Source organism: Pseudomonas sp. HD6515 (assembly GCF_024971855.1).
Taxonomy (GTDB): Bacteria; Pseudomonadota; Gammaproteobacteria; order Pseudomonadales; family Pseudomonadaceae; genus Aquipseudomonas; species Aquipseudomonas alloputida.
This window is the reverse complement of the sequence record NZ_CP079827.1, coordinates 4,894,652-4,918,297: the sequence shown is the minus strand read 5'-3', so window position 1 is coordinate 4,918,297 and position 23,646 is coordinate 4,894,652. Positions and strand designations below refer to the sequence as shown.

The window sequence follows — 23,646 nt, the reverse complement described above, 5'->3', positions numbered from 1 at the left end:
GGGTAGAGAGCCGCCCTCAAGGAGCACCCTGCATGGACCCGATCACCACGCTCGCCACCCGCCTGGGTGAGCACCTGCGCCGATTCAATGCGCAGGTAACTACCGCCGAATCATGCACCGGTGGTGGCATTGCCGAAGCCATCACCCGCATACCTGGCAGCTCGGCCTGGTTCGAAGCCGGTTACGTCACCTATTCCAATGCCCAGAAAACCCGCCAGTTGGGGGTGCCTGAAGCGTTGTTCGGTCAGGTGGGGGCAGTCAGCCAGGAAGTGGTCGAAGCCATGGTCCGTGGGGCTCAGGCTGCCAGTGGCGCACGGTTTGCCGTGGCGGTGAGTGGTGTGGCCGGGCCGGACGGCGGCTCGCCAGCCAAACCAGTGGGCACTGTATGGCTGGCCTGGGGTGACGGTAGCCGGGTGTTCAGCGAGCGTCGGCAGTTCGACGGTGACCGCGAGGCGGTGCGTCGACAGACGGTGATCGCCGCGTTAGACGGCTTGTTACAGCTTGGTGCCGAGTAAATCGACGACAGGGGTTTGCGCGGGCGTCTGCCTGTGGAATAATACTGGCTACTTATACAGGTATTCCGGCCGTCAGGGCCAAGTCGAACACGTGAGGATTTCAATGGACGACAACAAGAAGCGCGCCTTGGCTGCGGCCCTGGGTCAGATCGAACGCCAATTCGGTAAAGGCGCGGTCATGCGCATGGGTGACCATGAGCGTCAAGGCATTCCGGCCATCTCCACCGGCTCGCTGGGCCTGGATATCGCCCTGGGCATCGGCGGTCTGCCAAAAGGCCGTATCGTCGAGATCTACGGCCCGGAATCGTCGGGTAAGACCACGCTGACCCTGTCTGTCATTGCTGAAGCGCAGAAGAACGGTGCTACCTGCGCCTTCGTCGACGCTGAACATGCCCTTGACCCTGAGTACGCCGGCAAGCTGGGCGTCAACGTCGATGACCTGCTGGTTTCGCAGCCGGACACCGGTGAGCAGGCCCTTGAAATCACCGACATGCTGGTGCGTTCCAATGCGGTCGACGTGATCATTGTCGACTCCGTTGCCGCGCTGGTACCGAAGGCTGAGATCGAAGGCGAGATGGGTGACATGCATGTGGGCCTGCAGGCCCGCCTGATGTCCCAGGCGCTGCGCAAGATCACCGGTAACATCAAGAACGCGAACTGCCTGGTCATCTTCATCAACCAGATCCGTATGAAGATCGGTGTGATGTTCGGCAGCCCGGAAACCACTACCGGTGGTAACGCCCTGAAGTTCTATGCTTCGGTCCGTCTGGACATCCGTCGTACCGGCGCGGTCAAGGAAGGCGACGAAGTGGTCGGCAGCGAAACCCGCGTCAAGATCGTCAAGAACAAGGTCTCGCCTCCGTTCCGTCAGGCTGAGTTCCAGATTCTTTACGGGAAAGGTATCTACCGTAACGGCGAGATCATTGATCTGGGGGTATCTCAGGGCTTGGTCGAGAAGTCCGGTGCCTGGTACGCCTACCAGGGCAACAAGATCGGTCAAGGCAAAGCCAACGCTGCCAAGTACCTGGCTGAGAACCCGGCTATTGGTGCCGAGATCGAGAAGCAGATTCGTGAGAAGTTGCTGAAAGCGGGTGCTGCTGCTGAAGCCGGCAAAGCTGCTGCTGCCGAAGCTGATGCCGATGACATGGCCGACGCTGACGCCGGTTATTGATTGCGCAGTAGATAGCCGAATATGTCTGCCGTACTCGACACCCCCGTCGCCATCCGGCGGACAGCCATGGACCTGCTTGCACGACGTGAGCACGGTCGAGTCGAGCTGACGCGCAAGTTGCGTCAGCGCGGCGCTTCGGACGAGTTGATCGAGCCTGAACTCGATCGGCTCGCCGAAGAAGGGCTGCTTAGTGAAGCCCGCTACCTCGAGAGTTTCATTCGTTATCGTTCCGGCTCTGGCTATGGCCCTGCGCGTATTCGCGAAGAGCTGTGTCAGCGTGGTTTGGCGCGTGCAGATATCGACCAGGCCCTGCGTGAAAGCGAGGTGAATTGGGGCGAGCGTATGCGAGATGTGTGGCAGCGCAAGTTTGCCGGGCAGCGCCCGCAAGATCCGCGCAGCCGCGCCCAGCAGACCCGGTTCCTGGCTTACCGTGGGTTCCCCATGGACATGATCGGCCGTTTGCTCAGCGGGCGTGATCTCGACGATTATTGACGCTCGAAACCACAGTGGCACGTGCACGTCGTGGATAATCTGTTTCGCCAAATGCCCCAGGCTGTCTCCATTCCATTGTAGGCGCGGGTTCACCCGCGAATACGGTGGCGGCTGCATCGGTGAATGGCCGGGGAGATTGGGCAGCAGGTCCGGCCCTTTCGCGGGTAAACCCGCTCCTACGACGGTCTGCGCCCAACAACCGATCAGGTGCAGGAGCAAACAGCCTAAGGATGCTCCTGCAGGTATCACGCGAGCTGATACAGAAAAGCATCAACTCACTTTCAGCGCCTGCCTGGCCCTCTGCGTGGTATGCATGGGTTGCGGCTTGGCCCAGTTCTCCGGCAGGTTGATGAAATCCACCAGCTCACGCAAGCGGCCCTGATCTCGGCCGTTGAAGGCGAATGACAGGCGGGTCAGATGGCTGTAATTGCCAACTTCGTGCTCGGCACCGCTATCCGCTTGCTGGTGATATTTGCCACTCAGGCGCAAATCGGCAAACCCTTCCTGAATGTCATACAACGCCGCTTCGCTGAGCGCATGGTGCATGCGGATCACGAACTGGCTCTTCAGCCAGCGGCTGGAGTGGTAGTTGCTGTAGAACTGGTTGATTTCCTCAACCGCTTCGTCAGCGCTGTGTACCAGGCGCACCAGCTTCAGGTCGCTGGGCAGGATGTAGCGGTTTTCTTCCAACTGGCGGCTGATGAAGTCCAGGCAGTCACGCCAGAAGCTGCCGCCCGGTGAGTCCAGCAGCACCACCGGTACCAGTGGGCTTTTGCCGGTCTGGATCAGGGTCAGCACTTCCAGCGCTTCATCCAGGGTGCCGAAGCCGCCAGGGCACAGCACCAGGCCATCGGCCTCCTTGACGAAGAACAGCTTGCGGATGAAGAAAAAGTGGAACGGCAGTAGTTTGTCGGTACCGTTCACCGTCGGGTTGGCATGTTGTTCGAAGGGTAAGGTGATGTTGAAACCCAGGCTGTGCTCGCTGCCGGCGCCTTCGTGGGCGGCCGCCATGATGCCGCCGCCGGCGCCGGTGATAACCATCAGGTCGGAGCGCGCCAGAGTGGCACCTAGCTCGCGGGCCAGCGCGTACATCGGATGCTCGAGCGGGGTGCGTGCCGAGCCGAACACGGTCACTTTGCGTCGGCCCTTGTAGCGCTGCAGGGTGCGGAACGACTGGTCCAGTTCGCGCAGGGCCTGCAGGGTGATCTTGGCGCTCCAGCGGTCGCTGTCGTCATGGGCCATGCGCAGGATGGTCAGCATCATGTCGCGGTAGAGCGGCAGGTTAGGGCTGTTGGGGGCAACCAGTTGCAGTTGTGCTTCGATATTGCTCAGGTCGATATTGTTGTCGCGGAAATGGCTGAACAGCAGTTCATTCGAATGGTAAGGCATGCGACGTCTCCTTCTGCACCAATACCTCTGACCTCAATCTAGACCCTTGCGCCCGATCGTGCCGAGGTGTTCGGCGCAGCCGCCTGTCGGCCTGCGGCCATCGGCAGCACGGGTTTGGTTAACTGGTAGAGTGAAACGTGTCGATGCAGGAGGTGGCGGTATGCATCGCTTGGTCATCGAAGTGGACTGGCAGCTCTACCAGCAGCTGGAGAACGCGGCCCAGGTGCATCACCTGAGCCTTGAAGCCGAGTGCCGCCGCAGGCTGTCGGGGCTGGAGTGTCGGTCGCGATACTTGCAGGCGCTGTTGGCGGAGATGCGCGCCGATGCCGTTGAAGGGCGCTGGCGCGCTCATGAGGACGAGAAGGTGTAGCGTTAACGCTGTGCTTACTTCTTCTTGTTGCCGGCCACGCAGCTGGCGTTGTCGAAGGCCTGGTCCATGACTGGCTGGTTGGTCTTGTAGACCGTAAAGCGGTAGACCATGACGGCGCCCTTGGACATCAGGTTGCGGAAGCCGTTGTTGCGGCACACGCTGTCGCCGAGCTGGCTACGCACCTGCTCAGGGTTGGCCTGCATGCGCGCTGCGTGGCTCTGGCGTACGCTCAGGTGGTTGACCAGCGCCTTGCCTTCAACGGTGTAACCCTGATCGAGGATGTCCTCGTTGATTGCGCGTGGGGTGCCGACGCTGCTCTCTTTGGCGACCTTCTGCAGCAGGGTGTTCAGGTCGTAATCCTGCTTGGATGCCGCCTGGGCTGCCAGAGGCAGGGCCAGCAGCAGGCTCAGGGCGGGGGCGATAAGGCGCAGCATGAATCTCTCCTGGTTCGATGACTGGCGCTTTGACATGCGCGGGTCAACGGCGTTCCGTAAAATTGCGCGTGGCGAGGACCGGCACGGTAGAAACCCGATTATAAGGAGCGCATTGCCGGCTGCACAGCAATTGCCACCTGTTCTGGTAGACTGGCCGCCTTGTTTTCTCCGAGTCATCCTTGTGCCCATTTCCAATCTGTCCAGAGGCCTGCCGGCATGAGCCATGCGGTAGCGCGTCTGCGCGCCGAACGCCTGGCCCGCAGCAACAAGCCTTTCATCGCCCGTGGCTCGCGTGCCGAGCGTTGCCCGGATTGCCGGGTCATCGCCACCCATTGCCTGTGTGCCTGGAAGCCTAGGGTGCAGGCCGACGCAGGTGTGTGCCTGCTGATGCACGACACCGAGCCGCTGAAACCCACCAACACCGGCTGGTTGATTGCCGACCTGATTGAAGACACCTGGGCCTTCGGCTGGTTGCGCACTGCGGTTGACGAGCGCCTGCTGGCCTTGCTCGATGACCCGCGCTGGCAGCCCTATATCGTTTTCCCGGGCGAGTTCGTTGCCCAGGAGCGGGTGGTCAGCGAGGTGGTGCGCGAGCCGGGCAAGCGTCCACTGTTCATCCTGCTGGATGCCACCTGGACCGAAGCGCGCAAGATGTTCCGCAAAAGCCCGTACCTGGACCGCTTCCCGGTGTTGAGCCTGCAAGCCGAGCAGATGTCGCGCTACCGCCTGCGGCGCTCCAAGCGCGATGATCATTTCTGTACGGCAGAAGTTGCGGCCATGTGCCTGGACCTTGCTGGCGATAGCCAGGCTTCGCAGGCGCTGGATGCTTACCTTGATGTGTTCAGCCTGCATTACCTGAGCGGCAAACGGCGGCTACCGCTTGACGAGCAGGACGACACCCACCAGCGTTTGCATACCTTCCTATAGTCCAAGGGGCACAACCCCTGCTTTGGTTCATAATGACGGAGCTGGCAGCCAGGGTGGGCGAGACGGCAGGGCGATTGGCTTGATCTCCCTTGACCGTGCTCGGCATCCTTGGCGCCGATTCCCCGCCGGGCGCTTCCCTTCCACTCGAGTGCCTGGCACAGAACAGGATCCTTAGATCGATGGCCACATACGAAATCCTGATTGCCGATGACCACCCACTGTTCCGTGGCGCCCTGCGCCAGGCCGTTACCCTCGGGCTTGGCCCCGATGTGCGTCTGGTCGAAGTCGCGAGCATTGCCGAACTGGAAACCCGCCTGAGCGAAAAAGCCGACTGGGACCTGGTGCTGCTGGACTTGAACATGCCGGGTGCCTACGGTTTTTCCGGTCTGGTGCTGCTCCGCGGGCAGTACCCGCAGATCCCCGTGGTGATGGTTTCGGCACAGGAAGAGGCCGCCGTGGTGGTCAAGTCCCGCGAGTTTGGCGCCAGTGGTTTCATTCCCAAGTCCAGCACCCTGGAAGTGATCCAGGATGCGGTGCGCAAGGTGCTTGATGGTGAGGTCTGGTGGCCGCCGCAGGCGTTCGAAAAGGTCGATGTTTCGGCCGAGGCCAAGGCCGCCAGCGAAGGCTTGGCCAGCCTCACGCCGCAGCAGTTCCGCGTACTGACCATGGTCTGCGAAGGCTTGCTGAACAAGCAGATCGCCTATGAGCTGAGCGTGTCGGAAGCGACCATCAAGGCCCACGTGACCGCGATCTTCCGCAAGCTGGGCGTGCGTACCCGGACCCAGGCTGCATTGCTGCTGCAACAACTTGAATCGGTTGCCAGCAACTGACTGCGCATGGCTTCACGCTTTTTTGACCCGAGCCGGTCTAGTCTGCTGGCCTTTCTGCTGTGAAGTGACTCACATGACATCGCCATTCAAGGGCCAGACCGGCCTCAAACGCATCTTCAACGCCGCTGGTTACTCGCTGGACGGTCTGCGTGCCGCCTTCAAGGGCGAAGCCGCATTCCGCCAGCTGGTGCTGCTCAACGTGGTGCTGATCCCGATCGCCTTCTGGCTGCCGGTCAGCCGCGCCGAGCGGGCAATCATGATCGCCGTTTGCCTGTTGGGGCTGATCGTCGAGCTGTTCAACTCGGCGGTGGAGGCGGCCATTGATCGCATTTCGCTGGAGCGCCACCCGCTGTCGAAAAATGCCAAGGACATGGGCAGCGCCGCACAGTTGGTGGCACTGACCATGGTGGCGCTGGTGTGGGGAGTGATCCTGCTTTAAGCGATCGGCGGCAGCACGATCTCGTCACTGCGGGTAAAGCCCGCAGTGAAGCTGCGGCATAGCTCCAGAAACTCGCGCATGGCCGAGGTCTGGTACTTCTGTTTGTGCCAGATGAAGTAGAACTGGCGCAGCAGGTCCAGCTCTGGTGTTTCCACAGGTACCAGGCTGCCACGGCGGAAGGCGTCGCGCAGGGCCAGACGTGAAATGCAACCGATGCCCAGGCCCGACTCCACCGCGCGCTTGATCGCTTCGGTGTGCTCCAGCTCCAGGCGAATATTAAGGTTGGCGCGGTGATGGCGCATGGCCTGGTCGAAGGTCAGGCGCGTGCCTGAGCCTTGTTCGCGCAGGATCCACGCCTCCTGCGAAAGGCTTTCGATATCGGCGCGGCCCAGTTTCGCCAGTGGGTGCTGTGGCGCACAGAACACCACCAGTTCGTCCTCGACCCACGGCTGAACTTCCAGGTCGGGGTGATTGCAGTCACCTTCGATTAGACCCAGATCAATTTCGTAGTGCGCGACCTGTTGCACGATATGCGCAGTATTTTGAACATGCAGTTTTACCTGGCTTTCCGGGTGTGTCTGCATGTAGTTGCCGATCAGCAGGGTGGCCAGGTAGTTGCCGATGGTGAGGGTGGCGCCGACCGCCAGTGAGCCGAAACCGGATTTGCCGTTGAGCAGGTCTTCGATTTCCTTGGCCTGGTCAAGCAGGGCGACTGCTTGTGGCAGCAATTGATGGCCCAGGGCATTGAGGGCCAGGCGTTTGCCGGCACGGTCGAACAGCTGGCAGCTCGATTGCCGCTCCAGTTCCGTGATAGAGGTACTGGCGGCCGACTGCGACAGCGCCAACAGGCTGGCGGCCCGAGAGACGCTTTGGTGCTGGGCGACGGCGACGAAGACTTGCATTTGACGGAGTGTGAATCGCATATCGATATAACCGATAACACATATCTTGATAATCCAGTTAACAGATATTGTCGCTGCCCCTAAACTATTGCGCAACTGTGCGCTTTGCGCGCGCGTTTTTCTTCAGGAGCCCCATCGATGAGCAACATGAACCACGAACGTGTCCTCAGTGTGCACCACTGGAACGACACCCTGTTCAGCTTCAAGTGCACCCGCGACCCGGGCCTGCGCTTCGAGAACGGTCAGTTCGTGATGATCGGCCTGCAGCAGGACAACGGCCGTCCGCTCATGCGTGCCTACTCCATCGCTTCGCCAAACTGGGAAGAGCACCTCGAATTCTTCAGCATCAAGGTGCCGGATGGCCCGCTGACCTCGCAGCTGCAGCACCTGAAGGAAGGCGATGAGATCATCATCAGCAAGAAGCCTACCGGCACCCTGGTGCTCGACGACCTGAATCCTGGCAAGCACCTGTACCTGCTGAGCACCGGCACTGGCCTGGCGCCGTTCATGAGCGTCATCCAGGACCCGGAAACCTACGAGCGCTTTGAAAAAGTGATCCTGGTGCACGGCGTGCGCTACGTGAACGAAGTGGCCTACCGCGAGTTCATCACCGAGCACCTGCCGCAGAACGAGTTCTTCGGTGAGTCGGTTCGCGACAAGCTGATCTACTACCCGACCGTGACCCGCGAGCCGTTCGAAAACCAGGGCCGTCTGACCGACCTGATGCGCAGCGGCAAGCTGTTCAGTGACATCGGCCTGCCGCCGATCAACCCGCAAGACGACCGCGCGATGATCTGTGGCAGCCCGAGCATGCTCGACGAGACCAGCGAAGTGCTGGACAGCTTCGGCCTGAAGATCTCCCCGCGCATGCGCGAGCCGGGTGACTACCTGATCGAGCGTGCCTTCGTCGAGAAGTAAGACGCAGGCGGGTACAGGAAGGCGACTCTCGGGTCGCCTTTCTTATGCCTGGGATGTGTGCATTGCCTGTTCCGGCCCTTTCGCGGGTAAACCCGCTCCTACGGGTGCAGCGCACGTCCCGGGAATTGCACAAACCCCGTAGGAGCGGGCTTGCCCGCGAAAGGGCCGGTGCAAGCGACCCCCGATCTATTCGACCCGCGTCTCGCCGCTGTACACCAAGATTTCCCGGCACCGCTTGCACAGGTATCGCCGCCCTTGGTGCACCAGCTTGTGCCGCTGCGCGGTAAACGGGAAGTCGCTTTGCGGGCACGGGCAGCGGTAGATGTAGCGGGTCACTGCGCGCCGTTGCACGTCATAGTTGTGGCAACGATTGGGCGGCAGTTCATACACCCCGCGCATGATCAACTGCCACTCTTCACCATGGGCCTGGATGCGGTCGCCAAACAGCTGGTGGGCAACCAGGTGTGCCACTTCATGGGCCACGGTCTGGCGCAGGAAGTCTTCCTGGTTTTCGCGGTAGAGCTGCAGGTTGAAGCGCAGCAGATTCTCGTGCAGGTGGGCGACGCCGGCTTTTTGCCCGCGCAGTTTGAAGCTGACTTCGGGGCGCGGGAAGCGGCGTTTGAAAAAGGCTTCGGCTTGCTGGTAACAGGTTTCGACGCGTTGTTTGAGCTGCTCGGGCATGGCGGGGCGGTTCTCCTGACCAGGCATTATGCCGCAAGCGCAGATGGCTTGCCGAGTCACCGGTCAGTGCACAGCCAGAGGCCGCCTTGCGGCGGCCCCTGGTTGATGCCCCAGTGTTGGTTCGGTCTGTTCTAGTTGGTGTAGACGGGCCCCACGCCCAGTCCCCAGATAATCACGGTAGCGGCCATGATTGCCACCAGTACCACCAAGCCCACTGCCAGCACCGAGCTGGAGAACAGGAAGCCTTCATCCGACGGTATGTTCATGAACGTCGGCAAGCCGACATACAGCAGGTACACCGTGTAGCAGATGGCGGCAGTGCCGATCAGCATGCCCAGCCACAGGTGCGGGTAAAGCGCCGCCAGGCCGCCGATGAACAAGGGGGTGGCGGTGTAGGTGGCAAAAGCGATGCATTGCGCCATGGACGGGTTGGCATCGTAGGTCCGGGCCATCCAGTGGATGAATGCGCCCATTACCGCCACCCCGGCGAGCATGGCCAGGTAGGACATGATGCTCATCCAGATTGCGCTTTCCATGGTCAGCATCACTGCTGGCCGGTCACCGATCACCCAGCCCACCTGGGTAGTGCCAATAAACGCCGAAACGGCAGGAATCGCCGCGAGGATCAGGGTGTGTGTCAGGTACATGTGGCTGATGGTTTCTTCTTCGCCACGAATCTCCCGCCATTCCTGATCGGGATGGGTAAACAGCCCCACAACGTGATGAATCATGCCGATCACTCCTCTCAATGTTGCCAAACGCCCCCCAATATGGAGCGCAAGCGGCCCGAGGCCCTAACACCGATGCAAGCGGTAATGTGGCCTTATGTCGCAGTATAGGAAGCCGTTACCCACATAAACCGCGCTTTTTAGAGCAAATTGCGCTGTAAGCCGTGCTGTTGATTACATTGAAGTCTTTATCGGAATGCCTACAGCGGCGTCGCGTTTGTGCGTAAAATAGCCGGCTTTTGTCACACCTCGCGGATCCAAGCGCTATGGGCACCCTCTCGGTCAACCAGAACAAACTGCAAAAACGCCTGCGTCGTCTCGCTGGCGAAGCCATCACCGACTACAACATGATCGAGGATGGCGACAAGGTCATGGTCTGCCTGTCCGGCGGCAAGGACAGCTACACCATGCTCGACGTTCTGTTGCACCTGCAGAAGGTGGCACCGATCACGTTCGAGATCGTTGCGGTGAACATGGACCAGAAACAGCCGGGCTTCCCTGAGCACGTATTGCCGGCTTACCTCAAGGAACTGGGGGTCGAGTACCACATCGTCGAGAAGGATACCTACTCGGTGGTAAAGGAACTGGTACCCGAAGGCAAGACCACCTGCTCGCTGTGTTCGCGTCTGCGCCGCGGTACCCTGTACACCTTTGCCGACGAAATCGGCGCTACCAAGATGGCGCTGGGGCACCACCGCGACGACATCGTCGAAACCTTCTTCCTCAACATGTTCTTCAACGGCGCGCTCAAGGGCATGCCGCCAAAGCTGCGCGCCGACGATGGCCGCAACGTGGTGATCCGCCCGCTGGCCTACTGCAGCGAGAAGGACATCCAGGCCTACTCGGACATGAAGGCATTCCCGATCATCCCGTGCAACCTGTGCGGCTCGCAGGAAAACCTGCAGCGCCAGGTGGTCAAGGACATGCTGGTGGAGTGGGAACGCAAGCACCCGGGCCGTACCGAGAGCATCTTCCGTGCCCTGCAGAACGTGGCACCGTCGCAGCTGTCCGACCGGAACCTGTTTGACTTCACCAGCCTGAAGATCGACGAAAACGCTACCCCGCGCTTCCTCGACGTGCTGAACATCTGAGCCCATGCGTGATTACCCGTGGTTGCATGAGTATTGTCTGAACCGCTTTGGTTCGGCCCAGGCGCTGGAGGCTTTCCTGCCGCAGCCGCGCACGCCGGAGCAACTGCGCAACATCAGTGACGACCGCTACCTGTCGACACTGGCCCTGCGCGTGTTCCGCGCGGGGCTCAAGCACAGCCTGGTGGATGCCAAGTGGCCGGCGTTCGAGCAGGTGTTCTTCGGCTTCGACCCGGAGAAAGTGGTGCTGATGGGCGCCGAGCATCTGGAGCGGTTGATGCAGGATGAGCGCATTATCCGCCACCTGGGCAAGCTCAAGAGCGTGCCGCGCAATGCGCAAATGGTGCTGGACATCGCCAAGGCGCATGGCAGTTTTGGTGCGTTCATCGCCGACTGGCCAGTGACCGACATTGTCGGCTTGTGGAAGTACCTGGCCAAGCACGGCAACCAGTTGGGCGGGTTGTCGGCACCACGGTTCTTGCGCATGGTCGGCAAGGACACGTTCATCCCGACCGATGACATGGCAGCGGCGTTGATTGCGCAGAAGGTGATCGACAAGCAGCCGACCAGCCAGCGCGACCTAGCTCTGGTGCAGCAGGCGTTCAACCAGTGGCATGTAGAGAGCGGGCGGCCGCTGTGCCAGTTGTCGGTGATGCTGGCGCATACCGTCAACCATTGAGTCTTGTGTTGCTCCCATTCGCGGGCACGCCCGCTCCCACAGGATGGACTGCCCCCCAAAAGTTGGACAGTTTTAAGCTGCAGCCTGAGCCCTGTACTCCACAGGGCTCAGGCCATTGAGCCTCAGCTTGATGCGATCATGGTTGTAGTAGTGAATGTACTCATCCAGACCCGCTCTCAGCTCATCAATGCTCTCGAAACGCTTCAGGTAGAAAAACTCAGACTTGAGCGTGCCGAAGAAGCTTTCCATGGCCGCGTTGTCCAGGCAATTGCCTTTTCGAGACATGCTCTGCTTTACCCCACATTCGCTTAGCTTACGGCGGTATTGCGCCTGCTGGTAATGCCATCCCTGATCCGAATGCAGCACGAGCTTCGGTTTCTCTCCCAGGCAATCGAGCGCTTTGCCAAGCATGTTCCCAACCAGGCTATAGCACGGGCGGCTGGCCATTTCGTAGGCCACGATTTCGCCGTTGTACAAATCCATCACGGGCGACAGATAGAGCTTCTGTTGAGCTACTTTGAACTCGGTTACGTCAGTCACCCACTTTTGGTTTGGGCGTTGAGCGATAAAATTTCGCTCCAGTACATTCGCTGCCACTTTACCGACGGTACCTCGATAGGAGCGATATTTCTTGGGGCGCACTACTGATTTCAATCCCTGCTCAGCCATCAGCCGTTCAATGACCTTCTTGTTCACCCGCTTTTCCTTCCTGATTACGAGTGCGATACGGCGATAACCATAAAGCCCTTTCTGCTCGTGGTAGACGCGATGCACCAATGCCTTGAGCTCAGCATGCCGATCTGGCTTCTGCTGAGCTTTGAGCTGGTAGTAGAAGGTGCTGCGCGCCAGCTCGACCAGTTGAAGGAGGTCAGGCAAAGGAAACCTGCGCTTGAGTTTGGAAACGATCAGGACTTTTTCCCGCGTGTTCGTTCCTTTTCCTCGCGCAGAGCCTTGAGCTCCTTTAGGACAGCATTCTCCATGCGCAGGTACTCAAGTTCAGCCATCAGCTGATCTCGAGACTTCTGATCATCATTGGTATCGGTGGGTTTGGCAGGCTTGATCTTCTTCGACACGTCGATTGGCTTTCTTGGCTTGATGGCAGTAGAGGGTGCAGGACTGCCACTGTAGTACTGCCGCTGCCAAATGCCTATCTGAGAAGACTGCCCAAGACCAAAGTGGGCAGCGGTCTGGCGCAGCGAAAGCCGATGCTCGTGCATATAGCTAAGCACCTGCTGTTTGAAATCACTGGTATAGCGCCGCCCATGCGAGCCTGGACCAATGCCATTATTGGCCTGATAACTGGCCACCCAGCGTCGAAGCAGGCTGAAATCGATACCTAAGTGTTGAGCCACCTTTCGGAAACCGTTGCTGCCATCCAGGTAGGCTGTGATCGCTGTGAGCTTGAATTGCTCGGTGTACTTACCCATAGATCCCCCAAGGGTTGGATTGGTGTCCAACTTCTTGGGGGCAGTCCAGGAATCGCACCGCACTTAAGGCCTGTGCAGTACCTGTGGGAGCGGGCGTGCCCGCGAAAAATCTAACTGCCTTCGCCTGCCATGCGCCGTTCATGCTGGAACTTCCAGCGCACGTACAGTAGCCCGGCAATAAACAGCCCCAGGCTCACCAGCACTTCAAGCCAGCCGAATACCGCCCGCGACGGGTCGAACGCTGCCAGCACGCCCTTGATGAAATAGATATTCACCACGAAGCAGGTCCAGGCATGCGCCCGGGCGCTGCCTTTCAGCATGCCGGGCAACAGCAACAGCAACGGCACCAGTTCGATCGCCAGGATCACCTCGACCCGGGCCCCATGCAGGTTGGCGAACCACAGGTTGTTCACCACCAGCAGGGCGATCAGGCCGAAGAAGCATGCCAGGCTCAATGCCCGCGTCAGGCGCAGGCGGGGTACCAGCCATTGGACCGGCGGCAATGCCTTGGGCTTTCTAGCCACGCGCCGCCTCCAGGGCCTTGGCCGTGGTCGCCAGGCGTTGGCCCAGGGCACGGCACAGGGCGATTTCGTGTGGGTCGAGTTCGCGCTTGCCATCGGCGCCTGCGTGGTGGCTGGCGCCATAAGGCGTGCCGCCGCCACGGGTCTCGAGCAGTGCCGACTCGCTGTAGGGCAGGCCCATCACCAGCATGCCGTGGTGCATCAGCGGCAGCATCATCGACAGCAGGGTGGTTTCCTGGCCGCCGTGCAGGCTGGCGGTGGAGGTGAACACGCCAGCCGGTTTGCCGACCAGCTCACCGCCTAGCCAAAGGCTGCTGGTGCCATCGAGGAAGTACTTGAGTGGCGCTGCCATGTTGCCGAACCGGGTCGGGCTGCCCAGTACCAGGCCAGCGCAGTGGCGCAGGTCGTCAAGGGTGGCGTACAGCGCGCCACTGGCCGGAATATCCGGGGCCACCGCTTCGCATTCGGTGGAAATCGCTGGCACCGTACGCAGGCGTGCCTCCATGCCGGCCAGCTCGATACCGCGGGCGATGTGCCGGGCCATTTCGCTGGTCGCGCCATGGCGGCTGTAATACAGCACCAGGATGTAGGGCGCGCTCACGGCAGGATCTCCAGCACCTTTTCCGGCGGGCGACCGACCACGGCCTTGTCACCGGCAACGAGGATCGGCCGCTCGATCAGTTTGGGGTGCTGGGCCATGGCCTCGATCAGTTGCGCGTCGGTCAGTGCCGGGTCGGCCAGGTTCAGCGTTTTGTATTCGTCCTCGCCGCTGCGCAGCAATTGACGCGGGGCGATGCCCAGCTTGCCGAGCAGGGCCTTGAGGGTGACCGCGTCGGGCGGGGTTTCCAGGTAGCGCACGATGGTCGGGGCCAAGCCGCGGGCTTCGAGCAGTTCCAGGGCGCCGCGGGATTTCGAGCAGCGCGGGTTATGATAGAGCGTGAGATCAGTCATGTCGGGTCGCATCCAGCTGGGTGTGGCGGCTATTCTAACCGCAGCGACTGACCAATTTGCTTTAAAACTCGAGAAGGATTGACCCATGGCAAGGCGTCTGGCAGCAGTACTGGCCATCACCGCGAGCCTGTTGCTCGGTGGTTGCGGTGCCGATTACGGCGTGGACCAACACGGTAATACGGTTAAGGCCGAACAGATCGAAGGGCACTGGCTGGTGCTCAACTACTGGGCTGAATGGTGCGGACCGTGCCGTACCGAAATCCCGGAACTGAATGCGGCGGCCAAGCAATGGGCGGCTGAGGGCATCAAGGTGGTGGGGGTGAACTTCGACGGTTTGCAGGGGCAGGACCTGAAGCAGGCTGCCGAAACCCTGGGTATCGGTTTCACCGTGCTCGCCCAGGACCCGGCCGAGCGCTATGACCTGCCGCGTAGCGAGGCCTTGCCGGTGACCTACATCATCGACGACAAGGGCAAGGTGCGTGAGCAGTTGATGGGCGAGCAGACCCTTGAAGGGTTGCAGGCCAAGATCAAGGCCCTGAAAGGCGCCTGATGCATTCGGGGCCGCTTTCGCGGCCCTTCGCGGGCAGGCCCGCTCCCACAGGGGGGACGCGACAAACTGGACTGCCCCCCAAAAGTTGGACAGTTTTAAGCTGCAGCCTGAGCCCTGTACTCCACAGGGCTCAGGCCATTGAGCCTCAGCTTGATGCGATCATGGTTGTAGTAGTGAATGTACTCATCCAGACCCGCTCTCAGCTCATCAATGCTCTCGAAACGCTTCAGGTAGAAAAACTCAGACTTGAGCGTGCCGAAGAAGCTTTCCATGGCCGCGTTGTCCAGGCAATTGCCTTTTCGAGACATGCTCTGCTTTACCCCACATTCGCTTAGCTTACGGCGGTATTGCGCCTGCTGGTAATGCCATCCCTGATCCGAATGCAGCACGAGCTTCGGTTTCTCTCCCAGGCAATCGAGCGCTTTGCCAAGCATGTTCCCAACCAGGCTATAGCACGGGCGGCTGGCCATTTCGTAGGCCACGATTTCGCCGTTGTACAAATCCATCACGGGCGACAGATAGAGCTTCTGTTGAGCTACTTTGAACTCGGTTACGTCAGTCACCCACTTTTGGTTTGGGCGTTGAGCGATAAAATTTCGCTCCAGTACATTCGCTGCCACTTTACCGACGGTACCTCGATAGGAGCGATATTTCTTGGGGCGCACTACTGATTTCAATCCCTGCTCAGCCATCAGCCGTTCAATGACCTTCTTGTTCACCCGCTTTTCCTTCCTGATTACGAGTGCGATACGGCGATAACCATAAAGCCCTTTCTGCTCGTGGTAGACGCGATGCACCAATGCCTTGAGCTCAGCATGCCGATCTGGCTTCTGCTGAGCTTTGAGCTGGTAGTAGAAGGTGCTGCGCGCCAGCTCGACCAGTTGAAGGAGGTCAGGCAAAGGAAACCTGCGCTTGAGTTTGGAAACGATCAGGACTTTTTCCCGCGTGTTCGTTCCTTTTCCTCGCGCAGAGCCTTGAGCTCCTTTAGGACAGCATTCTCCATGCGCAGGTACTCAAGTTCAGCCATCAGCTGATCTCGAGACTTCTGATCATCATTGGTATCGGTGGGTTTGGCAGGCTTGATCTTCTTCGACACGTCGATTGGCTTTCTTGGCTTGATGGCAGTAGAGGGTGCAGGACTGCCACTGTAGTACTGCCGCTGCCAAATGCCTATCTGAGAAGACTGCCCAAGACCAAAGTGGGCAGCGGTCTGGCGCAGCGAAAGCCGATGCTCGTGCATATAGCTAAGCACCTGCTGTTTGAAATCACTGGTATAGCGCCGCCCATGCGAGCCTGGACCAATGCCATTATTGGCCTGATAACTGGCCACCCAGCGTCGAAGCAGGCTGAAATCGATACCTAAGTGTTGAGCCACCTTTCGGAAACCGTTGCTGCCATCCAGGTAGGCTGTGATCGCTGTGAGCTTGAATTGCTCGGTGTACTTACCCATAGATCCCCCAAGGGTTGGATTGGTGTCCAACTTCTTGGGGGCAGTCCAAACTGTGGGAGCGGGCGCGCCCGCGAAGGGCCGCAAAGCGGCCCAGGCAATCCTCAGCCTTCTTCAGGCCAGAAGCGCAGCGGCTTGCCTTCGGCCGGCCAGAAGCGCATCTGCTCCACCGGTGACACATCCCAACGCTCTACCGTTTCCAGCGCCTGCAGGAAGCGTTTTTCCTGTTCCATCAGCGCGGGTGCACACAGCTTGCGGGTCTTGCCGACCTTGCCGAAGCTCAGGTGCTCGCCATCGAGCGTGTAAGGCGCAAACCAGTGGTTGCAGCCGCCGTTGCCATAGGCACGGCCGTCGCTGGCCAGGGTCAAGGTCAGGTGGCTGTAGTCGATCAGTGGTCGTTCGCCAATCCACTCCAGCACGTAGCTGCGTTCCTGCTGCAGCCGGGAAGGTTCCGTGGCGCAGCCGAGCAGGCCGGTTGCAATCAGCACGCCGGTCAGCAGATTCTTCACTCGGCGCTCTCCTGGCAACGCGGGCACAGGTGTTTTTCGCCACGGCTGGCCCAGCCCAGCGCTGCGATACGGGCGCTGGCAGCCGGTTGACGAGCTGCCTTGCCGAGCTTGGCGTCTACTGCGAACTCGAAGCTCAGCACCGCATCGCAGCTATCGCATTCGACCTGCCAGGTGAGGATTTCCAGCTCGTTGAATACCGGGCCACTCGCCACGGCAACCCACTGGCCGCGTGGGTTGATCAGGTGGCGCACGCTTTCCACGGTCAGGCGCATGGACAAATCCTTGCTGCCCTTGAGCGTGACCAGCAGGCTGTCGCCTTTTTGCATCGAACCGCCGTTGCCCGTGACCTGGTAGCGGCCCGGCACCAAAGCGCGGCACTCGATCAGGGTGTGTTGCGGGTTGAAAAGGGTGTAGCGAAAATCGTGTTCGACCATGGGTCCTCCAGAAATGCCGCGTATCCTAGCATTAACCCATCACCAGGTTCTGTGGATTGCCTGCCGCCCAGCGGTTGATGTTGTCCAGTGTGGTCGCGGCAATGGCATCCAGCGCCTCGCGGGTGAGGAAAGCCTGGTGAGCGGTGATGATCACGTTGGGGAAGGTCAGCAGCCGAGCCAGCACATCGTCTTGCAAGGGCAGGTCGGAGCGGTCTTCGAAGAACAGTTGGGCTTCTTCCTCGTAGACGTCCAGGCCCAGGTAGCCAAGCTGGCCGCTTTTCAGTGCGTCGATCAGCGCCGGGGTGTCGACCAGCGCACCGCGACCGGTGTTGATCAGCATGGCGCCGGGCTGCAACTGGGCCAGGCTTTGCGCGTTGACCAGGTGGCGAGTGTGCTCGGTCAGCGGGCAGTGCAGGCTGATGATGCGGGCTTCGCGCAACAGCTCGGGCAGGGGCATGTAGCGGGCGCCAAGGGCCAGCAGCTCCGGGTTGGGGTAGGGGTCGTACGCCAGCAGCTGGCAGCCGAAACCGGCCATGATGCGAGCGAAGGCGGCCCCGATCTGGCCGGTACCGACCACCCCGACGGTTTTGCCGTGCAGGTCGAAGCCGGTCAGCCCGTGCAGGGTGAAGTCACCTTCGCGGGTGCGGTTGTAGGCCCGATGCAGGCGCCGGTTGAGTGCCAGGATGAGCGCCACGGCGTGCTCGGCAACGGCGTGTGGCGAGTAGGCCGGCACCCGCACCACGGCCAGGCCCAAGCGCTGGGCGGCGGCCAGGTCGACGTGGTTGTAGCCGGCCGAGCGCAGGGCGATCAACCGCGTGCCCGCAGCGGCCAGGCGCTGCAGCACCGGCGCGTCGAGTTCGTCATTGATGAAGACGCAGACCACCTCAAAGCCCTCTGCCAGGGCGGCGGTGTCGAGGGTCAGGCGGGCCGGCTGGAAATGCAGCTCCAGGGTGGTGCCGCTGACAGCCTTGGTGAAGCTTTCCTGATCGTAGTGCTGGCTGCTGAACAACAGGGCGCGCATGGTGGAACTCCTTTGCAATGCATGTCTTGGTTGGGTCGCTGCCTGTCAAGGCATACCCAGCGTGGCCCAGAGCCACTCAAGCGCTCAATCTGGCCTGTGCCGCCAGCCGGCTGATCGCGCTGTCCAGTTCATCCAGGGCCTGCTGCGCCTGCGGATTGTCCTGCTTCAGCAAGGTCTCGCTGCGTTGGCACGCTGCCCTTAACTGCGGCACGCCGCAATAGCGTGAGGCCCCGTTCAGACGGTGTACCTGCTCGATCAGGCCATTGCGGTCATCGGCTGCGCGGGCGGCGCGTATGGCTTCGCGGTCCGTATCCAGGGAGGCCAGCAGCATGCTCAGCATGTCAGCGGCCAGATCTGCCTTGCCAGCGGCCAGGCGCAGGCCCTCTTCGGGGTCGAGTACCTTCAGTTCGTCGCCATTGGTCAGTAGCTCGGCCTGCGCCTGCTGCGGTGTGCCCAGGCTCAGGCCGGTCCACTTCATCACCACCTGGGCCAGTTGCCGTTCGCTGATGGGTTTGGTCAGGTAGTCGTCCATGCCGCTGTGCAATAACGCGCGCTTTTCATTGGCCATGGCATGGGCAGTGAGGGCGACGATTGGCAGCGGGTTGCCGCTCTGGGTGTTTTCCCACAGGCGGATCTGTTCAGTACAGGCGCGGCCGTCCATGCCGGGCATCTGCACATCCATCAGCACCAGGTCGAACAACTCCTCCTGCACGGCCTGTACCGCCGCATAACCATTGTTGACGGCCAGTACCTCGGCACCCAAGTCTTCGAGCAGGGTTTTTACCAGCAGCAGGTTGGCGGCATTGTCGTCGACGCAGAGTATTTTCGGGCGTCGCTGGCCGTTGGCGTTGCTCCCTTCGGCCAGCGGACGGCGAGGTTGTACCAGCTCCAGCAAGAGGCGACGCAGCTTGCGGGTGCAGGTCGGCTTGGACAGCAACTGGCCATGGCCGTTGGGCAGGTACGGGTGGTACAGCGCCTGCTCGGTGGTCGGGCACAGCACCACGCATTGGCAGTGGTAACGCTCGAGCTGCTGATGATAATGGCCCAGTTGCTCGGGCGACAGGTTACCCAGGTTGGCCCCGAGCACCGCGAACTCGAAGGGCAGGCCGGCCTGGCTGGCGGCCTGCACCCCCTGCAGCAACTGGTCGTAGGAGGCGAACAGGCTCACGCTGAGGCCGCAGTCTTCCAGCTGGTGCTCCAGTGCCTGGCGCGCCAGTTCGTGGCCATCGACAATGGCGGCACGGCGGCCCAGCAATGGCTGCGGTGGCAGCGCTTCGGCATCGTCATGAGCCTTGGGCAGGTTGAGGCTGATCCAGAACTGCGAACCTTCGCCCGGGGTACTGTCGACACCGATCTCGCCGCCCATCTGTTCGATCAGGCGCTTGGAAATCACCAGCCCGAGACCGGTGCCACCGGGCTGGCGAGCCAGTGAGTTGTCAGCCTGGCTGAAGGCCTGGAACAGTGTGCGCACATCCTGTGGTGACAGGCCGATGCCGGTGTCCTGTACGCTGATGCGCAACTGCGCGCAGTCTTCGTGCTCGTCTTCCAGCATGGCGCGCACGACGATGGTGCCTTCGCGGGTGAACTTGATGGCGTTGCTGACCAGGTTGGTGAGGATCTGCTTGAGCCGCAACGGGTCGCCCACCAGCGAAGCAGGCGTGTCGCGGTAGATCAGGCTCAGCAATTCCAGCTGCTTGGCGTGGGCGGCCGGAGCGAGGATGGTCAGGGTGTCCTGGATCAGGTCCCGCAGGTTGAACGGTATGCTGTCGAGCACCAGCTTGCCGGCTTCGATCTTGGAGAAATCGAGGATCTCGTTGATGATTCCCAGCAGGTTGTCAGCAGACTTCTCGATGGTGTTCAGGTAGTCGAGCTGGCGCGGTGTCATCTCGCTTTTTTGCAGCAGGTGGGTAAAGCCGAGGATGCCATTGAGCGGGGTGCGGATTTCGTGGCTCATGTTGGCCAGGAACTCCGACTTGATACGGCTGGCCTCAAGGGCCTCTTTGCGCGCCATGTCCAGCTCGATGTTCTGGATTTCGATGGTTTCCAGGTTCTGGCGCACGTCTTCGGTGGCCTGGTCGATGCTGTGTTGCAGTTCTTCGTGGGCGTTTTGCAGGGTTTCGGCCATGCGGTTGATGCCGTGGGCCAGTTCGTCCAGCTCATGGCTGCCCATGGTCGGCAGGCGTTCTTCGAGGTGGCCGTCCTTGAGCTGATTGACCGCGTGCTTGATGCGTTCGATGGGGTCGTTGATGGTGCGGCTCATGCGCAGCGCCAACAGGCCGCTGAGTGCCAGGCAGGCGAGGATCAGCAACAGGCTGGTGAACAGGTTGCGGTAGCCGCGCAGCAGCGTGCCGTCGTGCGACAGCTCGATCTCTACCCAGCCCAGCAGGCGCTCGGCTTCGGCCGGCACGGCGTCGGTGGCCAGGTCGCGGTGGTGGCCGAACACGGGCATCAGGTAGCGGGTGGCGTCGTTGCCACTGCGCTGCAGGAGTTGGGTGCCGGTACCGCCGCTGGGCGGCAGGTTGAGCATGCTCGGGCCGGCGTGGGCCAGGCGCGTGCGGTCCGGGGCCAGAAACGCCACTGCGCGCACATCGGCCTGCTCCAGGGTTTGTGCGGCAATTCGCTCCAGTTGCGCAGGCGCGAGCCGGGCCATGGCCGGTGCGGCCAGGGGCGCCAGTTGTTCGGCGATCATCTTGCCGCGCTGCAGCAGCTGGGTGCGCAGGTCGTTCTGTTGCAGCCAGGTGAAATAGCTACCCAGCACCAGGGCCATCAAGCCGGCCGGTAGCAGTGCCAGCAGCAGTACCCGGCTGCGGATTCCCAAGCGATCGAGCACACTCGCCTCCTCTGATGTGCCTGGATGCCGTCAAGTGGTAACGGCCAAGCCGCGAAGTTACTCCGCCTGCCGCACCATTGCATCTCTTTAGTACGTGTTATGCGCCGTTGCCGGGGCATTGGTCGCAGTGCGGTTGCCTGGCAGGTGGCGAATGCTCAATAATCACGCAATTGAGAATGCATGGCAGTTGCCAATGAATCCTGTATCTATTTACAACACCCACATCCTTGCCATCGAGGACGACCCGGTGCTTGGCGCCTATCTGCAGGAAGAGCTGCAGCGTGGCGGCTGCCAGGTCACCTGGTGCCGCAATGGCCTGGAGGGTCTGGAAACGGCTGGCCGCCAGGCTTTCGATGTTGTGCTCATGGACATCCTGCTGCCCGGGCTTGATGGGCTGGACGCCTTGGCGCAGTTGCGCAGGCACAGCGCTACACCGGTAATCATGATGTCGGCGCTGGGGGCCGAGGCGGATCGTATCAGCGGCTTTCAGCGCGGCGCCGACGATTACCTGCCCAAGCCATTCAGCATGGCCGAGTTGCAGGTGCGCATCGAGGCGATTCTGCGCCGCGTGGCCCTGGAGCGGCGGCATCAGGGCCCGCTGGAGCAAGCCGGCTGCGGCGAGCTGCAGTTCGATGAGGGGCTGTGTGACGTGCGCCTGAATAGCCGCCTGGCGGGCCTGACCCCCAGCGAATACCGCCTGCTGGACATCCTCAACCGCAACCTCGACGAAGTCCTCAGCAAGCCGTTCCTGTACCAGCATGTGTTGCAGCGCGGCTATTCACGGCATGACCGCAGCCTGGACATGCACGTCAGCCAGATCCGTCGCAAGCTCAAGGGCATCGGTTATCACGAACGACAGATCCGCACCGTGTGGGGCAAGGGTTACGTGCTCAGTGCCAGCGAGGCGGAGTGAGCCATGCTCGACCGCCATTCGCTGTTCTGGAAGCTGGCCATCTTGCTGGTGGGCTTTTGCCTGCTGATGATCGGCCTCAGTTATACCTGGGGCCGGCACATGGAAACCCAGAATGCCTTCCTCTCGGAGCCGGCACGGCAGACCTTGCGGGGTTATGCCGCCGAAGCTGAGCAGGCCTGGCGCAGCGGCGGGCGGGCAGGGCTGGATCAGTGGGTGGCGGCCATGCATCAGCGCGAACGGGGCTGGGTCGGCGTGCTCGACATCAACCTGCGCCCGCTCGACAGCGCCACCCTCAACCCACAGATCATGCAGCGTCTGACACGCCTGCGCGGTGTCGATTGGCCGATGAGTCGGCGCAGTGTCGACCAGCCGTGGGTGCGCATACCATTCCCGGGGGCGCCGGAGCAGGGCATGCTGGTGATCGAACTGCCGCAGCGCTTCAATCCGGGGCAGCACCGCTTGCTGTGGCGAATTCTCACCAACGGCATCATCCCGGGGCTGTTCACCTTGCTGTTGTGTGTAGGCCTGTACCGCATGTTGATCGTGCCGCTGAATCAACTTCGCGAGCAGGCCAATGCCTGGCGGGCCGATCAGCTGTCGGCCCGGCTGGACTCGCGCACCATCGCCCGGCATGACGAGCTGGGCGAACTGGCGCGTGCCTTTGACCAGATGGCCGAGCGGCTGCAAGGCACGGTGGCTATGCAGCAGCAGTTGCTGCGCGACCTGTCCCACGAAATGCGCACGCCGCTGAGCCGGTTGCGGGTGGCCTGCGATGGTGAAACCGACCTGCAGCGTCTGCGTGATCGCCTGATCCGTGAAGTGGACTGCATGCAGCAACTGGTCGAAGACACCCTGCAACTGGCCTGGCAGGACGCCGAGCGTGCGCCGATGAACCTTGAGCCGATCGAGGTCCACGCCTTGTGGGAGTTGCTGGCCGAAAATGCCAGCTACGAGAGCGGCTGGTCGCCTGCGCAACTGCGCTGCGAAGTACCGGCCGACTGCTGGGTGCAGGGCAACCTCAACCACCTGGCTCAGGCGCTGGAGAACATGTTGCGCAATGCCATTCGCCACTCGCCGGCCGAGGGTGTGGTGCGGTTGGGTGGGCAGCGTGAGGGCAGCTATTGGTGGTTGTGGCTTGAGGATGAGGGTGGCGGGGTCGCTGAAGAGGACTTGGAGCGGATCTTCGCGCCGTTCTCGCGGTTGGACGGTTCGCGGCCCGGGGATGGTGGCTTCGGCCTGGGGCTGAGCATCGCCCGCAGTGCCATCCAGCGCCAGGGCGGCACCTTGTGGGCGCAGAATGGCAAACGCGGGTTGCGCTTGTGGATGAGGTTGCCGTTGCATGTGCCGGCCTCTTCGCGGGTAAACCCGCTCCTGCACGCTAGCGAATCCCCGTAGGAACGGGTTTACCCGCGAAGAGGCCAGCACATGTCACACCGTTATAGCTTGTAGCTATATGCACTACAGATTGCGTGATATGGCC

At 61.3% G+C, this 23,646-nt stretch carries 27 protein-coding genes; 13 read left to right on the top strand and 14 right to left on the bottom strand.

Annotation, left to right across the window (positions count from 1 at the left end; translation table 11 throughout):
* The first annotated feature begins 32 nt into the window (after positions 1-32).
* The 3 genes from KW568_RS22790 (at position 33) to recX (ending at position 2,178) form a co-directional block, all read left to right on the top strand.
* Positions 33-515, top strand: a complete 483-nt coding sequence (locus KW568_RS22790; protein WP_003252362.1) for a CinA family protein — start codon at positions 33-35, stop codon at positions 513-515.
* 103 nt (positions 516-618) lie between these two features.
* Positions 619-1,686 (top strand): recombinase RecA, encoded by a 1,068-nt coding sequence (gene recA / locus KW568_RS22785; RefSeq protein WP_003252365.1) that lies wholly within the window; start codon positions 619-621, stop codon positions 1,684-1,686.
* Positions 1,687-1,707: 21 nt separating this feature from the next.
* Positions 1,708-2,178 (top strand): recombination regulator RecX, encoded by a 471-nt coding sequence (gene recX, locus KW568_RS22780; protein ID WP_003252366.1) that lies wholly within the window; start codon positions 1,708-1,710, stop codon positions 2,176-2,178.
* 270 nt (positions 2,179-2,448) lie between these two features.
* Here the strand turns inward: recX and KW568_RS22775 are convergent, their stop codons facing one another.
* Positions 2,449-3,567, bottom strand: coding sequence for an LOG family protein (locus KW568_RS22775; RefSeq protein ID WP_259536883.1), 1,119 nt, complete (start codon positions 3,565-3,567; stop codon positions 2,449-2,451).
* Between the two features lie 160 nt (positions 3,568-3,727).
* On the opposite strand from KW568_RS22775, the gene KW568_RS22770 reads away from it, so the two are divergent.
* Positions 3,728-3,937 (top strand): hypothetical protein, encoded by a 210-nt coding sequence (locus KW568_RS22770; RefSeq protein WP_003252370.1) that lies wholly within the window; start codon positions 3,728-3,730, stop codon positions 3,935-3,937.
* A 14-nt stretch (positions 3,938-3,951) separates the two neighbouring features.
* Here the strand turns inward: KW568_RS22770 and KW568_RS22765 are convergent, their stop codons facing one another.
* Positions 3,952-4,371 carry a quorum-sensing-regulated virulence factor family protein gene (locus tag KW568_RS22765; protein WP_003252372.1) on the bottom strand — a complete coding sequence of 140 codons (420 nt, stop codon included), beginning with the start codon at positions 4,369-4,371 and terminating at the stop codon, positions 3,952-3,954.
* A 216-nt stretch (positions 4,372-4,587) separates the two neighbouring features.
* Here KW568_RS22765 and KW568_RS22760 point away from each other — a divergent pair, with 216 nt between their 5' ends.
* The 3 genes from KW568_RS22760 to KW568_RS22750 all read left to right on the top strand — a co-directional run bounded on the left by KW568_RS22760 (position 4,588) and on the right by KW568_RS22750 (position 6,567).
* Complete coding sequence (locus KW568_RS22760; RefSeq protein ID WP_004574842.1) at positions 4,588-5,298, top strand: tRNA-uridine aminocarboxypropyltransferase; 711 nt, start codon at positions 4,588-4,590, stop codon at positions 5,296-5,298.
* Between the two features lie 179 nt (positions 5,299-5,477).
* The gene (gene erdR, locus KW568_RS22755; protein WP_003252375.1) at positions 5,478-6,128 is read left to right on the top strand and encodes a response regulator transcription factor ErdR; all 651 of its coding nucleotides are present in this window, start codon (positions 5,478-5,480) and stop codon (positions 6,126-6,128) included.
* Between the two features lie 73 nt (positions 6,129-6,201).
* Positions 6,202-6,567: a diacylglycerol kinase gene (locus tag KW568_RS22750; RefSeq protein ID WP_003252377.1), complete on the top strand. Its 366-nt coding sequence runs from the start codon at positions 6,202-6,204 to the stop codon at positions 6,565-6,567.
* On the opposite strand, the gene finR is transcribed toward KW568_RS22750, so the two are convergent.
* Positions 6,564-7,490 (bottom strand): LysR family transcriptional regulator FinR, encoded by a 927-nt coding sequence (finR, locus tag KW568_RS22745; protein WP_004574844.1) that lies wholly within the window; start codon positions 7,488-7,490, stop codon positions 6,564-6,566. The genes KW568_RS22750 and finR overlap by 4 nt on opposite strands.
* Before the next feature lie 117 nt (positions 7,491-7,607).
* Between finR and fpr the strand changes: the two genes are divergently transcribed.
* Positions 7,608-8,387 carry a ferredoxin-NADP reductase gene (fpr, locus tag KW568_RS22740; protein ID WP_003252381.1) on the top strand — a complete coding sequence of 260 codons (780 nt, stop codon included), beginning with the start codon at positions 7,608-7,610 and terminating at the stop codon, positions 8,385-8,387.
* Between the two features lie 186 nt (positions 8,388-8,573).
* On the opposite strand, the gene KW568_RS22735 is transcribed toward fpr, so the two are convergent.
* Both KW568_RS22735 and KW568_RS22730 read right to left on the bottom strand, forming a co-directional pair.
* Positions 8,574-9,068, bottom strand: coding sequence for a SprT family zinc-dependent metalloprotease (locus tag KW568_RS22735; protein ID WP_003252383.1), 495 nt, complete (start codon positions 9,066-9,068; stop codon positions 8,574-8,576).
* Positions 9,069-9,199: 131 nt separating this feature from the next.
* Positions 9,200-9,799, bottom strand: a complete 600-nt coding sequence (locus KW568_RS22730; RefSeq protein ID WP_003252385.1) for a Yip1 family protein — start codon at positions 9,797-9,799, stop codon at positions 9,200-9,202.
* Positions 9,800-10,062: 263 nt separating this feature from the next.
* Between KW568_RS22730 and ttcA the strand changes: the two genes are divergently transcribed.
* Positions 10,063-10,887 (top strand): tRNA 2-thiocytidine(32) synthetase TtcA, encoded by an 825-nt coding sequence (ttcA, locus tag KW568_RS22725; RefSeq protein WP_060538898.1) that lies wholly within the window; start codon positions 10,063-10,065, stop codon positions 10,885-10,887.
* A gap of 4 nt (positions 10,888-10,891) precedes the next feature.
* Positions 10,892-11,563 (top strand): DNA-3-methyladenine glycosylase I, encoded by a 672-nt coding sequence (locus tag KW568_RS22720; RefSeq protein WP_173881062.1) that lies wholly within the window; start codon positions 10,892-10,894, stop codon positions 11,561-11,563.
* Positions 11,564-11,635: 72 nt separating this feature from the next.
* Here the strand turns inward: KW568_RS22720 and KW568_RS22715 are convergent.
* The 4 genes from KW568_RS22715 to arsC all read right to left on the bottom strand — a co-directional run bounded on the left by KW568_RS22715 (position 11,636) and on the right by arsC (position 14,462).
* A protein-coding gene (locus KW568_RS22715; protein ID WP_085983016.1) for an IS3 family transposase occupies positions 11,636-12,990 on the bottom strand; the annotation gives its coding sequence in 2 pieces (ribosomal slippage) (positions 11,636-12,514 and positions 12,517-12,990; 1,353 coding nt in all).
* Between the two features lie 110 nt (positions 12,991-13,100).
* Positions 13,101-13,514 carry a DUF2069 domain-containing protein gene (locus tag KW568_RS22710; RefSeq protein ID WP_003252389.1) on the bottom strand — a complete coding sequence of 138 codons (414 nt, stop codon included), beginning with the start codon at positions 13,512-13,514 and terminating at the stop codon, positions 13,101-13,103.
* On the bottom strand, positions 13,507-14,112 hold the full coding sequence (gene wrbA / locus KW568_RS22705; RefSeq protein ID WP_003252400.1) for an NAD(P)H:quinone oxidoreductase: 606 nt from the start codon (positions 14,110-14,112) through the stop codon (positions 13,507-13,509). The genes KW568_RS22710 and wrbA overlap by 8 nt, the downstream gene beginning before the upstream one ends.
* Positions 14,109-14,462 carry an arsenate reductase (glutaredoxin) gene (gene arsC / locus KW568_RS22700; RefSeq protein WP_004575340.1) on the bottom strand — a complete coding sequence of 118 codons (354 nt, stop codon included), beginning with the start codon at positions 14,460-14,462 and terminating at the stop codon, positions 14,109-14,111. Before arsC ends, wrbA begins: the two co-directional genes overlap by 4 nt.
* A gap of 85 nt (positions 14,463-14,547) precedes the next feature.
* Between arsC and KW568_RS22695 the strand changes: the two genes are divergently transcribed.
* On the top strand, positions 14,548-15,012 hold the full coding sequence (locus KW568_RS22695; RefSeq protein ID WP_003252403.1) for a peroxiredoxin family protein: 465 nt from the start codon (positions 14,548-14,550) through the stop codon (positions 15,010-15,012).
* Positions 15,013-15,107: 95 nt separating this feature from the next.
* On the opposite strand, the gene KW568_RS22690 is transcribed toward KW568_RS22695, so the two are convergent.
* From KW568_RS22690 to KW568_RS22670, 5 genes are all read right to left on the bottom strand, one after another.
* Positions 15,108-16,462 (bottom strand): IS3 family transposase gene (locus KW568_RS22690; protein ID WP_085983016.1). Its coding sequence is split into 2 segments (ribosomal slippage): positions 15,108-15,986 and positions 15,989-16,462, totalling 1,353 coding nucleotides; the frame shifts between segments, so codons are not numbered across the junction.
* 101 nt (positions 16,463-16,563) lie between these two features.
* Positions 16,564-16,968, bottom strand: coding sequence for an META domain-containing protein (locus KW568_RS22685; protein ID WP_003252405.1), 405 nt, complete (start codon positions 16,966-16,968; stop codon positions 16,564-16,566).
* Positions 16,965-17,402: a hypothetical protein gene (locus tag KW568_RS22680; protein ID WP_003252407.1), complete on the bottom strand. Its 438-nt coding sequence runs from the start codon at positions 17,400-17,402 to the stop codon at positions 16,965-16,967. The genes KW568_RS22685 and KW568_RS22680 overlap by 4 nt, the downstream gene beginning before the upstream one ends.
* Before the next feature lie 31 nt (positions 17,403-17,433).
* On the bottom strand, positions 17,434-18,423 hold the full coding sequence (locus tag KW568_RS22675) for a 2-hydroxyacid dehydrogenase (RefSeq protein WP_259536872.1): 990 nt from the start codon (positions 18,421-18,423) through the stop codon (positions 17,434-17,436).
* 76 nt (positions 18,424-18,499) lie between these two features.
* The gene (locus tag KW568_RS22670) at positions 18,500-21,253 is read right to left on the bottom strand and encodes a response regulator (RefSeq protein ID WP_259536869.1); all 2,754 of its coding nucleotides are present in this window, start codon (positions 21,251-21,253) and stop codon (positions 18,500-18,502) included.
* A 193-nt stretch (positions 21,254-21,446) separates the two neighbouring features.
* On the opposite strand from KW568_RS22670, the gene KW568_RS22665 reads away from it, so the two are divergent.
* Positions 21,447-22,166 carry a response regulator transcription factor gene (locus tag KW568_RS22665; RefSeq protein ID WP_004575336.1) on the top strand — a complete coding sequence of 240 codons (720 nt, stop codon included), beginning with the start codon at positions 21,447-21,449 and terminating at the stop codon, positions 22,164-22,166.
* A gap of 3 nt (positions 22,167-22,169) precedes the next feature.
* The gene (locus KW568_RS22660) at positions 22,170-23,561 is read left to right on the top strand and encodes a cell wall metabolism sensor histidine kinase WalK (RefSeq protein WP_259536867.1); all 1,392 of its coding nucleotides are present in this window, start codon (positions 22,170-22,172) and stop codon (positions 23,559-23,561) included.
* Positions 23,562-23,646: the final 85 nt, after the last annotated feature.